Source organism: Fulverythrobacter fulvus (assembly GCF_037154085.1).
Lineage (GTDB): Bacteria > Pseudomonadota > Alphaproteobacteria > Sphingomonadales > Sphingomonadaceae > Andeanibacterium > Andeanibacterium fulvum.
Genome location: NZ_JBANRM010000001.1, coordinates 1,111,167 through 1,125,385 on the forward strand (window position 1 = coordinate 1,111,167; position 14,219 = coordinate 1,125,385).

Consider the following 14,219-nt stretch of genomic DNA (forward strand, 5'->3'; position numbering starts at 1 on the left):
CGAACCCGCTAGCCCCGCGCCCCAACCGGCCCCGTCGAGGCGCGCACCACCAGTTCGCTGGCCAGTTCCGCATGCCGCTCGGGCAGTTCCGCCCCGCTCGCCTGTGCGATCAGATATTCCACTGCCGCGCCGGCCATCTTGCGGATCGGCTGGCGCACGGTGGTGAGCGGCGGCCACAGGAAGCGTACTACGGCGGAATCGTCGAAACCCGCGATCGAGATATCTGCCGGCACTTTCAGCCCGCGCCGCGTCGCTGCCGTGACCACGCCCGCCGCCATGAAATCATTGGTGGCGAAGATCGCGCTCGGCGGGTCTGCCATTGCGAGCAGGGCCTCGCCAGCCGCCAGCCCGCCTTCGAAAGTGAAGTCCCCCGGCTGGAACAGCAGCTGCGCCCTGCCCTCGGCCGCTTCGCGAAAGGCCACTACACGCACGGCGGCGGCGATGTGATCTTCCGGCCCGCCGACCAGCCCGATGCGGCGATGGCCAAGGCCGATCAAATGCTCCGCCATGGCACGGGCGCCGCCATATTCGTCGCTCGCCACGGAAGACGAACGGTCCGGCTCCAGCCCCGGAGCGAAGCGAACGTAAGGAACGCCCAGATCGTCCAGCGCATCCAGCAGCTTCACCCGGTCCGCCGAGGGCGGCGCGAGCATCACCCCATCCAGCGCAATGCGCGACAATTGCGCCCGCAGTGCATGCGGCCAGTTTTTCGCCGTAAAATCATAGGGCTCAACGAAGAAGTGATAGCCTTGCTCGCGACAGGCGATCAGCGCACCGGCCTGAAGATCGACGAGATAGGGCGAGAAATAGGCATTGGCATCGCCTTCGCGGAAGAACTCCGTCTGGTCCACGAGCAGCGCCACGGCATAGCCGCGCCGCCCGGCCAGCGTGCGGGCCGCAAGGTTGGGCTGGTAATCCAGTTCCGCCATCGCCTTGAGCACGCGGCCGCGCAATTCTGCCCCGACGCGCGGATTTTCGTTCAACACGCGCGAGACCGTCTTGAACGAGACTTCGGCCTTCTTTGCGATGTCTATGATCGTCGGACGCCGCTTGTGGGTCGCCATTGGGGGCTCGCTTCTGCTTTGCCCCTATCCTTGGCAGGAAATGCACGCCGCCGCCAGTACCGCGGGCATTGACAACACTGGCGACGGCGGCAAGCCGCCCCGAAACAGGTCAGGCCGGCTGGGGCAGTCGCACGATAGAGAACCAGAAATTCTCGATCCGCGAGACGATATCGAGGAAGCTGGAGAAATCGACCGGCTTCGAAATGAAGCAATTGGCGTGTTCCTCGTAAGACTTCACGATGTCCGCTTCGGATTCCGAGGATGTCAGCACCACAACCGGAATGGTCAGCAAGGTCGGGTCCTGCTTGATTTCCGCAAGCACGGAATGGCCGCTGATACCCGGCAGGTTGAGGTCCAGCAGGACAAGGTCCGGCCGGGGCGCGTTGCCGAAGTCTCCGCGCCGGTAAAGAAAGTCGAGCGCATCCTTGCCGTTGGTGACGGCGTGCAGGACATTGGCGACTTTTGCCTCCTTCAGCCCTTCCTTGGTCAGGCGGATATCGGCCGGATTGTCTTCCACCAGCAGGATCTCGATCGGGGATTGTGCTTGGTTCATCAGGCAGCTTCCTCTTGCTGACGTTCGGGCAGGGTAAAGCGGAAGATCGATCCTCCACCAGTCCCCGGCTCGACCCAGATCAGCCCGCCATGCAATTCGACGATGCGCTTGCAGGCGGCCAGGCCGATGCCCGTTCCCTCATATTGCTCGCGGCTATGCAGGCGCGAGAATATCTCGAATATCTTCTCATTGAACTCCGGATCGATACCGATGCCGTTATCGGTAATGACAAATTCCCACAGTCTGCCGCGCTGCTGCGCCTCGATCTTGATGTGAGGCGGGCGGTCGCTGCGGAATTTGAGCGCATTGCCGATCAGATTGGTGAACAATCGCTCGATCTGGCCGGGATCGCCCTCGATCCGGGGCAGAGGCCCGATCTCGATCGTGGCGCCGCTTTCCTCGATCTGGGGCTGGAACAGGGCAATCACGGCTTCCAGTTCGGCACGCAGATCGATCGACTTCACTTTCAGCGGGCGGTTGCTGACGCGCGAATAGGTCAGCAAATCGTTGATCAGCCGCTTCATCCGGCGCGCCCCATCCACCGCGAAGCCGATGAATTCATCCGCATCGGAATCGAGCTTGCCCTTATAGCGCCGCTCGATCAGGCCCATGTAGCTGTCGACCATGCGCAGGGGTTCCTGCAGATCGTGCGAGGCGACATAGGCGAACTGCATCAGTTCCTGGTTCGAACGGGCGAGCTTCTCGTTGGTCTCGCGCAGCATGTCCTGCCCGGCCTTGCGGCGGGTGATATCGGCCACCGAGACCACGATCTGCCCGTCCGAGCCGTCGTCATTGAGCGGGGCCAGCGCGATTTCCACCGGCACTTCGCTGCCATCCTTGCGCCTGCCGTACAGGTCGCGCCCGGCGCCCATGGGTCGGATTTCGGGCTGGGCGACATAGGCCTGACGCTGCCCCGGATGATCCGCATGATAACGCTGCGGAATCAGCAGTTCGACCGGCTGGCCCAGCAATTCCGCCGGTTCATAGCCGAAGATAGCAGTGGTGCGATCATTGACCCGCCGGATGATCCCGTTGCGGTCGGCCACCAGGATCGCCTCGGGCATGACGTCGATCACGCGGGCGGTTCGTGCCTCGGCATCGCGCAGGTCGCGTTCGCGGGCCTCGACCCTTTCGACCATGGTTTCGAAACTGCGGGCAAGCGCACCCACTTCGTCCGAGCGGGACGCGATCCCCCCGATATCGACCGAGCGCTCGCCCATGGCCACTGCGGCGGCCGTCTCGCTGATTTCCTTGAGCGGACGGGAAAGCGTGCGAGTGAACCACGCCATCGCCGCCAGACCAAGCAGCAGGATCACTCCGGCACCCATGAAGGCGCGATTGCGCACGGTGATGAGGCTGGCATCGAGCGCCCCTGCCGGGATCGTCTCGGCGATGACGGCGAATTGCTTCGTGTCGCGGGGATCGTAATCCACCTTGGTGGCAGCGGCGAGCAGGCTGCTGTCGCCCGTGGAAATGAAGCCCGCAAAACGCCCGGAAGTGTCCTCCATGAAGTGCTTCATGCCGGGGAATTCGTCCTGCAAGCGGTAGTGCCTGCCGAACTCGAAGCCGAAAGTGCGGCTCGGATCGGGGTGGGCAAGATAGTCGCCGGACTGGTTGGTGACGAAATAGGCGGCGCCATCCTCCCTCGGGCCCCTGACGATCTCGAAAATCCTGTTCATGTCGACATTGATGACGACCATGCCCAGCTTCTCGCCGCTATCCGACACGACCGGCGTCGCCGCGCGGATCACCGCGAGGTGAGGCGTTTCGATCTGCCCATGCTCGCGATTGAGATCGATGGGAGAAAGATAGACCTCGCCCTTGCCCAGCAGGCGGGTTTCCCGGACGTAGGGCCGGTCGATCTTGGTCTGCAGTTCCGCTTCGGGGATGCGGCGGATGGTGCCGTCGCGCAGGCGATCCACCCGCACGATCTCGCGCCCGCCATTCTGGAAACCGATGATCCGCACCTGCACATATTCGGGCCGTGCCTCGATCATGCCTTCAAAGATGGTGGCCAGCCGATCACGCCACAGCGCGGCGGTCGATCCGTCCTGCGGGTCCACCCCGCCGCTGCTCAGGGCGCGGAACGTGCCCATTGTCGGCGGCACTTTGGTGAGTAGCAAGGTGTCCTGCCGGGCGAATTCGATGCGCGAGCGCAGCCGCGTGGCCGAAACCTCGACATTGCCGGCAAGCCGCTGCGTATCGCGTTCGATCAGGATGTCCTCGCTGCCGCGATAGAAATACCACGACAGCGCCATGACCGAGAGCATGCCCACCAGCCCCGCGGCCAGCGCGATCCGGGTTGCAAGGCCAAGGCCGCGCAGATTGATGCCCCCGGTCATGGCAGGCTCAGCCGCTCGCCGCCCGCGCCTTGCCGGCCATGTCGTGTGGCACGGCAACCACCGCATCATCGGGGCCGAAGATCACCAGTTCCTCGCTCAGGCGCGCGGCGCTGATCGGCGGGGAGAAGTAATAGCCCTGCAGGTAATCGATCCCGATCCGGGTCAGCAATTCGGCCTGTTCGGCCGTCTCCACACCTTCGGCCACGGTCTTGAAGTTCAGCTTGTGCGCCAGATCGGAAACCGCCTCGGTGATCTTCTGGGTGCCGCTGTCGTCGATCAGCTTGGACACGAAGCTGCGGTCGAGCTTGAGATGTTTCAGCGGCAGGTCGCGCAGCATCGAGAGCGAGGAATAGCCCGTGCCGAAATCGTCGATATGGATGCCGATGCCGACATTCATCAGCGCCTCGAGCCCGCGCCGCGCGGAATCGATGTTCTGCATGAAGGTCGATTCCGTGATCTCGATATTGAACAGGTCCGGCGTCAGCCCGTGGCGGTCGATGGCGTCAGTGAACAGGCCGGCGAAGCCGTTGTCGCGGCACTGGATCGGGGAGACGTTGATGGAGATCGGCACCACCGGCGTTCCCGCCGCGAGCGAGCCCGCCAGGAAGCCGCAGGCCTGATCGATCATCTGCATGCCCAGATCGGATATCCAGCCGTTTTCTTCCGCGATGGGAATGAAATCGCCCGGCATGATCACCTTGTCATCCCGCTGGCGCCAGCGCGCGAGCCCTTCGGCGCAAACGATCCGGTGGCTGCGGCAATCGACGATGGGCTGGTAATCGAGATAGAAACTGGGCGTGGAGATATCCCGCAGCATCGCCCGCTTCAGTTCCAGCTTGTGGCTCAGTTCGCGATGCAGGGAATCGTCATAAAGACAGATCGCCCGCGTCCCCTCCTTCTTGGCCTTGTACATGGCCAGATCGGCATGAGTCAGCATGTCGCCCGAATTGACCGCGCCCGAAGGATAGAGCGCGATGCCGATGCTCGATCCGATATCGATCGGGCGCCCGTCCAGACGGGTGACACGGGAAATCGCCTTGGCGATCTTCTGCGCCAGTTCCATCGCCCCGCGCGGCGAAGGCAGATTGGTGGCGATCACCGCGAATTCGTCACCGCCCAGCCGCCCGACAATATCCGTGCGGCGCACGGTTTCGCTGATCTGCTCGGCCACTCGTATCAGCAATTCGTCGCCGGCATCGTGGCCCAGCAGGTCGTTGATCTGCTTGAAATTGTCGATGTCGATCACCAGCACGGCGCAGAACAGCTTGGTACGGTCCGCATGTTCCATGCTCAGGTCCAGCCCTTCGATCAGGGCGCGACGGTTCTTTACCGAAGTGAGCGGATCGGTGATCGCAAGCTGGACCAGTTCTTCCTGGAACTTCTTGCGCTCCAGCGCATAGCTGATCGAGCGCCACAGCGAACGCGGGCGGATATCGTCCTTTTCGAGATAGTCCGCCGCCCCGTTCGTCAGCGCACTGGCAGCCTTGGTCGCCTCGTCGAGGCCCGTGAGGATGATGATCGGAACATCGGGCCGCAGGACTTTTAGGGCCTGCAAACCGTCAAAGCCCGAGGCATCGGGCAGACCGAGATCGAGCAGGATCGCATCGGGGCCCTCCGCTACCAGCGTTTCGAGCAGGGCCGCACCGTCGGCCAGGCTGCCGGCAAGCAGGACATCGCATTCCGCACCCGCATCGTGCGAGCCGACCTTGAGCGACATTTCGGCCAAGCGACGATCGCCCGGATTGTCGTCGATGACGAGCACGGTCAACCGCTGCCGCTTCGGCAGGGCGGCAGGTCCGCATTCACCCGACAATCGCAAGTCGATCATATTCGTCTCCGCAGGGAGCAGCACCATGCGTAGGACACCCACATGGGTTCTTGATAAATAGATATATATAAATTCAGCTTAAAAACCGCCGTAACGGTACCGGATATATGAATCCGCAAACTGTTAAGCAGCAAAAATATATGCATGAATCGAATGAATATTTCATCGATACATTACAGACTATGCGTAGCTACCTAAGTAGATTTCCGGGGATCAGCCCACAGCCCGCAGCGGATTGGCCGGCGAATTAGGCATCGGCAGATCAACCTGCTCCTCGGAGATGTTGTCCGGCCCGAAACCCAGCTCGTCGAACTGTACGCCGAAGCGGAAGCCATCCACCCAGCGGACCATGCCCTTGCGGGGCCGGTCGTGATCCATGTGGATTTCCACCCGGCTCCCCACGGCGGCCTGCCATTCTGCCTCGACCATCGCGCCGCTGGAGGAAACGTTGCGCACGGTCCCGTACAGTTTCTCGCCGCGATAGACGATGTCGGCACTGCGCAGCACTACCATGCGTTGTTCGCGCCTGGTGACCTCATAGCCTTCGGTGGCGATGGGCAGGCGGCTGCGTGCGAGCGTACGGGCTTCGCGCGCATCGAGCTTGGGCCCATAGACGAAGCCCTGGATCTGGCCGCAGCCCAGTTCCCGCACGGCCTTGAGGTCCTGATGGGATTCCACCCCCTCGGCAGTCGTTTCCATGCCCAGATTCTCGGCCAGCGCCACGATGGTCGCCACGATGGGGCGCTTCTGGCTGCCCGGTACGGACAGCCCGCTGATGAACTCGCGATCGATCTTGATCTTCGAGAACGGGGCCTTGAGCAGATATTTGAGGCTGGAATAGCCAGTGCCGAAATCGTCCAGCGTCCAGCGCACACCCAGATCGTGCAACTGGCGCAGGATCGTTTGCGTGCTTTCCGCCTCGTCGAGGAAGACGTTCTCGGTGATCTCGATCTCCAGCCGGCCGGGCGGCAGCTTGCTCTGCGCGAGGCTGTTGACCACCACCGTGGTCAGTCCCGGGCTGGAAAATTGCGAGGGCGAGAGGTTCACCGCCAGCCTGATATGGGCGGGCCACTGGGCGGCCTCCGCGCAGGCCTCGCGCAGCACCCATTCGCCCAGCCGATTGATCAGCCCCGCAGTCTCGGCCAGCGGAATGAACTCGTCGGCCGCGACATCGCCGCGCACGGGATGGCGCCAATGGACCAGCGCCTCGAAGCCGCAGAGCTTCTCGCTGCCTGAATCGACGATCGGCTGATATTGCAGCATCAGCTCGCCATTCTCGATCGCCTTGCCCAGATCGATCTCCAGCTGGCGTCGTTCGAGCGCATGGTCGAGCAGGGATGAATCGAACATGCGATGGCAATTGCCGCCGCGCGCCTTGGCCGAATAGAGCGCAAGGTCCGCATTACGCACCAGCGAGTCCACCGTATCGCCATGCTCGGGCCCGATGGCGATGCCGATGGCCGCCCCGATCGTCACCTTGATGCCCGAAATCTCGTAAGGCGCGCTCAGATAGCGGACCAGTTCGCCAGCCAGCGCTTCCAGCCTCCGCACTTCGGCGGTCTCATGCAGGACCACGCCAAATTCGTCGCCGCCCAGCCGCCCCACAAAGCCGCTGCTGTTGATGAACATCCTCAGGCGTTCTGCAAACTGGCGCAGCACCTGGTCGCCCACCTGATGGCCCAGCGTGTCGTTGGCCTGCTTGAACTTGTCGAGGTCGATCAGCAGCAGCGCGGTCGCGCCCCGTCCGCCTTCGGTTCCGCCCAGCAATTCCTCGAGCCGGTCGTTGAAGCACGCCCGGTTCATCAGCCGTGTCAGCGCATCGCGCTCGGCCGAGGCAAGCAGCCTTTCCTGCACGCGAGTGAATTCCGTGAGATCGAGGCCAATACCCATGAAGCCCACGAAATTGCCCGCCGCATCGTAACGCGGCTGCCCGGACAGGGAGAGACTGTGGATGCCATCGCGTGCACGGGCGCAAACGGTGAGGTCCCCAAACGGCGCCTGCATGATCTGATGGCGCCGCAGGATATCGGTACCGAACGCGATCTCGCGCTCCTGCCGCTTGTTGCAATTCGCCTCAGGCCCCACCAGTGCCCAGATATATTCGCCAACCAGTTCCGAGGCCGGGCGAGCCAGCACCTTGAACATGCCCTCGCTCGCCCGTGTCAGGCGTCCGTCGCTGTCGGTTTCCCAGATGAAGCTGCCCATCTGTTCGGACATGCGGGAAATCCGCTCGTTCTGCAGGTCCATGCGCCCGCTCGCCCGCACGAAGCGGACATGCGAGCTGGCCCAGATCGCGGCGAAACTGAAGGCGAGCGAGAAGGCCACCACTCCCGGTGGCAATCCGTCGGCGCCCAGCACGAGTTCCGAGACCGCGAAGCTGGCGGCAAAGATCATCTGCGCCAGCGGGAAGGCCGCAAGGATGACCATGCCTATCATCACGCATGCGAGCGTTATCGCCACGCTGTGCGGGAACGCCAGCACGGCCCCTTCGCTGCCCAGCAAGATGCCGCACAGGGCGCCGCCCAGGCAAATGATGCGGGCCGTGCTGATCTGGTTGGCACGCAGCTTTCGCGAAAGCCTGATCCCGCCCAGCAGCAGCGGCAGGGCAAGGCCCAACGCTCCGGCAAACCAGATGGCGCCAGCGAAGCCGATACTCCCCCAATTCCGCACCAGCAGCAGCGAAGTGTAGATCAGCAGCATTCCGCCCATCAGCGGAAAGAGCGGACGCAGCACCTCGACGCATTGCGCCGTGTAGGAAAGTTCGTGCGATGAATTCTCCCGCGGGATCCGGATGCCAGACGTCCAATCCGCCTTGATCGGTCCGGAGCCCTTTAACGAGAGCAGCTTTCTCTTTGTTGCCATGCCCACCCCACATTGACTGGGAGCTAAAGCAGCCACCTAAGTACGTGCATCAATTATGCAGGTTCGGGAGTAAAATATTCGTTCATTTCCAATTTACGTATTTATTAGTATTCGAACGACTTATTTTAATCTTAGATTTCTTTCCCAAACTGTTGATCGGTCTTGAGAATCCCAAAACAAGCCATCGCCGCCTCCATGAGGCGCCTGTCATACGGTCTCGCAATGATGGCCGAAGCGCACTCCATGCGCATGCAGACAAGAATGATCTCAAGTGGTGGTAATTCACCTTCGTGCACTTTTGCAGAATCAAGAATTGTTTTAAATTGATCCGGGGTTTTGGACGGAACTGATCTATGTCGCGTTCAGCGCTGGAACAGAAGATCGAGCGCCTGAAGGAGGCGCTTTCTTCAGACTTGCCGGCAGCCATGCACGCCAAGCTGTCTCGCCTGCTCGCCGAAGCGGAGGCGGAGCAGACCCAGGCCATGCTCGCTGCCCTGCCCGCGGACCAGTCCTTCGCCGATACCAATGGAGACCTGCTGGCGATCGCCGATCATGCCGTGATCGAAGCGATGCGCCTGCTGGGCGCGCAATTCGGCAGCCTGCAACTCTACGATCCCGAGACGGAGACGCTGCAAATCGTCGCTCAGCGGAATTTCAGGGAGCCGCAGCTGGAATATTTCGCCGTAGTGCGACCCAATGACAATCTGGCCTGCTCGCGCTGCGTCACGGAACGCCGCCGCGTGATCATCGAAGATGTGGCGGAAGAACCCTCCTACCGCCCGCATCTGGAAGTGGCGGAGCGAGCGGGCATCCGCGCCGTGCAGTCGACCCCGCTTCAGGATTCGTCCGGCCGGCTGCTCGCCGTGCTCTCGACCCTCTTCACTGCTCCCCGGAGCTTCACGCAGAGCGAATGCGACGCGCTGGACCTGCATGCCGGCTGGACGACCAGCGCCCTCGCCCGCCACCTCTACGGCTGACAGCCCCGGCCAAGACCGAAGTCAGACCGGCAATTCGGTGGTGTATTTGAGCGTTTCGAGCGCGAAATGCGAAGAGGCGCCCGCCACGGTCGGGTGGCGCAGCAGCTTGTCCATCAGGAAGCTGTTATAATCGGCCACGTCGGAGGCGACGATGCGCAGCAGGAAATCCCAGTCGCCCGACATGGAATAGCATTCCACCACTTCCGGGCTGTCGTGCACGAATTCCTCGAAAGCCTGCGAGGCAGCGGGCGAGAAATCCTTGGCCCGCACGTTGCAGATCACGGTCACCCCGCGCCCCACCCGGTTCGGATCGACCAGGCGGACACTGCCGATGAGATAGCCGGCCGCCTCCATCGCCTTGATCCGCCGCCAGCAGGACGCGCTCGAGGCGCCGACCCTTTCCGCGATTTCGGCGTGGCTCAGGGTCGCGTCCCGCTGCACCAGCGCGAGTATCTTCCGGTCCACGCGATCGAGATCGACATCCTGTTTCACAAACCAGCTCCAATTCGAAACCACATCTCACATTTCGTCGCAGCTTAGTCAATTCTGAAACGATCTTGCGCTCCGGAGATGGCATAAAGGGTGTATGGACAAAACGAATCTCCGTCTGGCTGAAAAGAGCCCCGGCGTCGCAAAGCAGTCTCACCTCCGCCCGGTGGCGCAGGACCCGTTCCTGCACCGCATCTGCGCGGTCTCCGCCCGCATGCGCAGCATCGCCAGCCGCGATGTGCTGAGCCGCCATGGGCTGGACCTGCGGGACTGGCTGGTGCTGTCCGGCCTGTTCGAACTGGGCCTTGGCTCGCAGCGCGACATCGTGGACCTCACCAAGCTGGACAAGGTGGCTGTGAACCGTGCCTCCGCCCGCCTGAAGGAAACCGGCCTCGTGGGCACCCGCCCCAACCGGCTCGACGGCCGCTCGCACCTGCTTGAGCTGTCGGAACAGGGCCGCAAGGTCTATTTCTCCCTCGCCGCAGCGATCGAGGAAATGGAGCGGCAGGTACTCGGCCAGTTCGGCACTGCCGAGACCGACCAATTCCGCCGGATGCTCTCCCGGCTCGAAGCCTCGCTCGAGGATCTCGACCGTGCCGGCGCGGAACTGGCCGAAGCGGAAGGCCCTGCGCCGACGGCTTACGGTCAGGATCAGGCAGATGCTGCCCCCCGTTCGGTCGCTGCCTGACAGCTAATCCTGAACAGTCTCGAAAAAGGCCGGCCCGCGAGGTGCCGGCCTTTTTTCGTTTTCTGCCCTTTTCGTTTTCGGGCAGCGTGAACCGCTAGAACGCGATGCTGAGGCCCGCCCGTGCGGAGAGATCGATATCGCCCTGGGTCTTTTCGGCTCCAAGGCCGATCAGCCAGGTATAGTCGAAACCGCCCGCCAGCAGCCGCGCCTCGGTCGTCCAGCCGCTCTTCAGCGTGCCGGGGGTCAGAGTGAAGCTCTCGCCGTCCTCGAAGGCCGCGGTGGTCGAACCCAGCTGGCTGTCGAGCACGGAGCGCCATCCACCTTCCAGTTCCAGCGTGAGCGGCGTTTCGTCAGGCGAGGTACGACCGAAGCGGTAGCTCGCCGTCAGCGTCGTGGTGGCGGTCGCGGCCTTGCTGGTGCGGCCGTCGACCGTCAGGTCGATGATGTCCGCGCCGTCTTCCTGATAGCCGTCTTCCTTGAGCCAGTAATAGTCGACCGTGGCCTTGGGCCGCAGCGAGACGCGCGAGCCCAGGGCCAGGTCGTAAGTGGCACCCGCCATGCCGGACAGGGCCCAGCCGCCCCAGCTGCCCTCGGAAGTGTAGCTGTAATCCGTCTCTTCGACTGTCGTCTCGAAAGTGCGGGAGGAAGAGAGCTTGGCATGCATGCCCGAGATGCGCGCGAAGGCCGCGAAGCCTCCCTTGCGCAGCCGCCAGTGACCGGCGATCTCGTACACTTCCGAGCCGATATCCTGCAGATCGCCATTCTTGACCGAGCCGCCGACGTAATCGAAGCCTAGGCCGAGATAGCCGATGCCGAAATCCCGCTCGATGCCCAATGACAGGCCATAGCCCTGCGTCTTGAAGCCGGCCGTGTCGCCCGCATCCTTGCTGCCTCGGAAATAGATCGGCTCGATCCATCCACTCACCGGGCTGACGTCATAGCTGATCGAAGGATCGGAAATGTGCCGCGCGGCAAGGCGTGAGGCGCGGGTGACGAAATCGAACACGCCGCCCGCATAGTCAGGCATCAGCCCATCGAACTGGCCAAACAGGGAATCGAAATCCTCCGCTTCCAGCAGGCTGGCTTCCAGCAGCGAATATTCCGCTGCCTGAGTGAGCACGGCATCGAATATCTGCGATTGCGGCCCGGTCAGACCCAGTTCCTCCGCCGAGCGGCGGTGAATATCGAGCGTGATCGAAGTATCGTCCTGCGTCAGCGTGCCGGTGTAGAGCAGCGGCAGGGCAAAGCCATCCGACAGGTCGAGATCGAGCGAGCCGCTCAAACTATCGGCCGTCAGGACCTCGTAGGTGCCGTCCACCCCGGCCAGCGAGGTCACGCCCACGGTGAGGATCGAGCCGTCCGCGAAACTGGCCTGATTGACGTCGAAGGAGGAATTCGTCCCGCTCTCACTGTCGATGATGATGCCGATGGAGCCGTCCGCAGCGACCTGCAGCGTGTCGAACGAGACAGTCTCGCCCTCGCCCGCCACCAGCGTTCCGCCATTCACATCGACCGAGACATTCTCGCCATTGGCAAAGGAACCGTTGAACACCGCACTGTCCGACAGGGTGATCTGCGCCGCCTCACCGCCCGCATCGACAGTGCCGTAATAGCCGGAAGTGCCCGAAAGGCTCATCTCCAGCGCGCCACCGCCCGAATGGATATCGCCAGCATAGACCGCATCGTCCGACAGCAGCAGCCGGTCGTCCCCGCCGCCGAAATAGGTGTCACCCGCCACCGAGCCGGAGGAGATATCGAACAGATCGTTGCCCGATCCGGTGATGATATCGCCGACCATGGCAGTGTAGATGGTGGGGCTGGAAGGATCGTAATCCTCCTCCGCTTCCTCATCCTCCTTGGTCGCCTGGTCGATATCGTTGAGATATTGGCGGATCGTCACCCCGCTGCTGTTCGCGCCAAGATCGAGTGCGATCCGCTCATCCTCGTTCGAGCCGGTGGCGTAGATATAGCCGGTGTTGTTCACGGTGGTGAGCGTGCCGGACAGGTCACGGACACCGGTCACATGCCCCTCGCCGCTCGACTGGACATAGGCCTTGATCGTGCCGCTATTGTCCAGTGTGGGCACGGTCGAACCCGCATTGATCAGCAGCGCAGTGGCCGAGGCATCGTTAGTGGTGGCCTGCACCGTGCCGGAAATGCCGATCCCGTCCGCCATGGTGACGGAGCCGCCCTGCCCGCCGATCACCACTGCGGTCGTATCGAAGCTGCTGTAATGAGTGTTGGACTGCACCGTCCCGTCGATGACGAGGGAATAGGTCCCGTCCCGCCCGGTGACCGAACCGATCTCCGTATCGCTCGCTCCGCCGATCACCAGCGCGGGGCTGGCGCCGTAGGAGGTGATAGCGCCGGCGGTTTCCTCATCGTCGTCCACCCCGTCATCGTCCTCGTCCTCATCGGTCGAGCTGAGGTCATAAGGCCGGTTGGCGACGATGATGCCGCCTTCGACATTGCCTTCGATGCTGACCGCCGGAGCCTCCACCCGCAGATCGGAGCGCGAGAGGGTCAGGCTATCGTCGTCGTCGGTGGTGTAGGATCGCGCCTTGCTGATCGTGCCATCAATGGTGATCGTGCCGCTGACGTCGCCATTCACGTCAACGGCCGCGGCGCCTTCGCCCACGGCAGTGATCGTGCCGCCAAGGCGGATGTCGCCGTCGACTGCCTGAGTGACCAGCGCGGTGCTGTAATCGCCGGTCACCGTGATATCGCCGCTATTGTCGATATTGCCGATGAAATGGGAATCCACGGCAATGCCGTAGGAATTGATGCCCTCCAACGTGATCGTGCCGCTATTGTCGATCGATCCCGTCACCGGGGCACCGGACAATATATGGATGCCGTATCGCCCCTGGGAACTGGCGATGGGCCCATCGGGGATGGAATTGTCGTCGTCGTCATCCGGCACGAAGTCTTCAAGGACCTGAATGTTGCCGGCATTGTCGATGGAGAAATTCGTTCCGTCCTCCACCAGAATACCAGTGCGCCCACCTCCGGCATCCGCCAGCACCGTGGCATCTTCGGCAATCGTCACGCTGTTGTTGCTGTCCACTGTGATCGGCGTCGTTTCGCGCACGTCCAGCAGCACATCCTCGTTCACGGTGATGTTCCCTGCCGTGGACGTGGCAAGGGCCGTCGTACTGTCGCTGGACACGACGGTATCGGCCATGGCTGGTGCGGCAAGGGCCGACGACAGCATGGTGGTGAGAAGGATATGCTTGCGGAAGGCGTGGATCATCGGGTTCGTCACCTGAATTGGGTGGCGCCCGGCGGCTCTGCGGACCACCGGGCGCCGGTTTTTCCGTGGCTGCAAGGATTGGACTTGCAGACATCAGAGGAACGACCGCCCGGTGCTGGAGCGGGGACGCTGCGGGAAGCCGTTCACAGGCTTAAACGAGGGG

Annotated in this window: 9 protein-coding genes; 2 read left to right on the forward strand and 7 right to left on the reverse strand. The window is 62.7% G+C overall.

Annotated elements, in window-relative coordinates; all coding sequences use genetic code 11:
* Window positions 1-8 precede the first annotated feature (8 nt).
* The 5 genes from WFP36_RS05400 to WFP36_RS05420 all read right to left on the reverse strand — a co-directional run bounded on the left by WFP36_RS05400 (window position 9) and on the right by WFP36_RS05420 (window position 8,520).
* Window positions 9-1,064: a LacI family DNA-binding transcriptional regulator gene (locus WFP36_RS05400; protein ID WP_336978533.1), complete on the reverse strand. Its 1,056-nt coding sequence runs from the start codon at window positions 1,062-1,064 to the stop codon at window positions 9-11.
* 109 nt (window positions 1,065-1,173) lie between these two features.
* Window positions 1,174-1,617: a response regulator gene (locus tag WFP36_RS05405; protein WP_336978535.1), complete on the reverse strand. Its 444-nt coding sequence runs from the start codon at window positions 1,615-1,617 to the stop codon at window positions 1,174-1,176.
* Window positions 1,617-3,959 (reverse strand): sensor histidine kinase, encoded by a 2,343-nt coding sequence (locus WFP36_RS05410; RefSeq protein ID WP_336978537.1) that lies wholly within the window; start codon window positions 3,957-3,959, stop codon window positions 1,617-1,619. The genes WFP36_RS05405 and WFP36_RS05410 overlap by 1 nt, the downstream gene beginning before the upstream one ends.
* A 7-nt stretch (window positions 3,960-3,966) precedes the next feature.
* Complete coding sequence (locus WFP36_RS05415) at window positions 3,967-5,787, reverse strand: putative bifunctional diguanylate cyclase/phosphodiesterase (protein WP_336978539.1); 1,821 nt, start codon at window positions 5,785-5,787, stop codon at window positions 3,967-3,969.
* 213 nt (window positions 5,788-6,000) lie between these two features.
* Window positions 6,001-8,520 carry an EAL domain-containing protein gene (locus tag WFP36_RS05420; protein ID WP_336978541.1) on the reverse strand — a complete coding sequence of 840 codons (2,520 nt, stop codon included), beginning with the start codon at window positions 8,518-8,520 and terminating at the stop codon, window positions 6,001-6,003.
* Window positions 8,521-9,002: 482 nt separating this feature from the next.
* On the opposite strand from WFP36_RS05420, the gene WFP36_RS05425 reads away from it, so the two are divergent.
* On the forward strand, window positions 9,003-9,626 hold the full coding sequence (locus tag WFP36_RS05425; protein WP_336978543.1) for a GAF domain-containing protein: 624 nt from the start codon (window positions 9,003-9,005) through the stop codon (window positions 9,624-9,626).
* A gap of 21 nt (window positions 9,627-9,647) precedes the next feature.
* Here the strand turns inward: WFP36_RS05425 and WFP36_RS05430 are convergent, their stop codons facing one another.
* On the reverse strand, window positions 9,648-10,118 hold the full coding sequence (locus tag WFP36_RS05430; RefSeq protein WP_336978545.1) for an Lrp/AsnC family transcriptional regulator: 471 nt from the start codon (window positions 10,116-10,118) through the stop codon (window positions 9,648-9,650).
* Between the two features lie 94 nt (window positions 10,119-10,212).
* Between WFP36_RS05430 and WFP36_RS05435 the strand changes: the two genes are divergently transcribed.
* Entirely contained in the window at window positions 10,213-10,803 is a 591-nt protein-coding gene (locus WFP36_RS05435; protein ID WP_336978547.1) for a MarR family winged helix-turn-helix transcriptional regulator, read from the forward strand.
* A 94-nt stretch (window positions 10,804-10,897) separates the two neighbouring features.
* On the opposite strand, the gene WFP36_RS05440 is transcribed toward WFP36_RS05435, so the two are convergent.
* On the reverse strand, window positions 10,898-14,104 hold the full coding sequence (locus tag WFP36_RS05440; RefSeq protein ID WP_336978549.1) for an autotransporter outer membrane beta-barrel domain-containing protein: 3,207 nt from the start codon (window positions 14,102-14,104) through the stop codon (window positions 10,898-10,900).
* Window positions 14,105-14,219 lie beyond the last annotated feature (115 nt).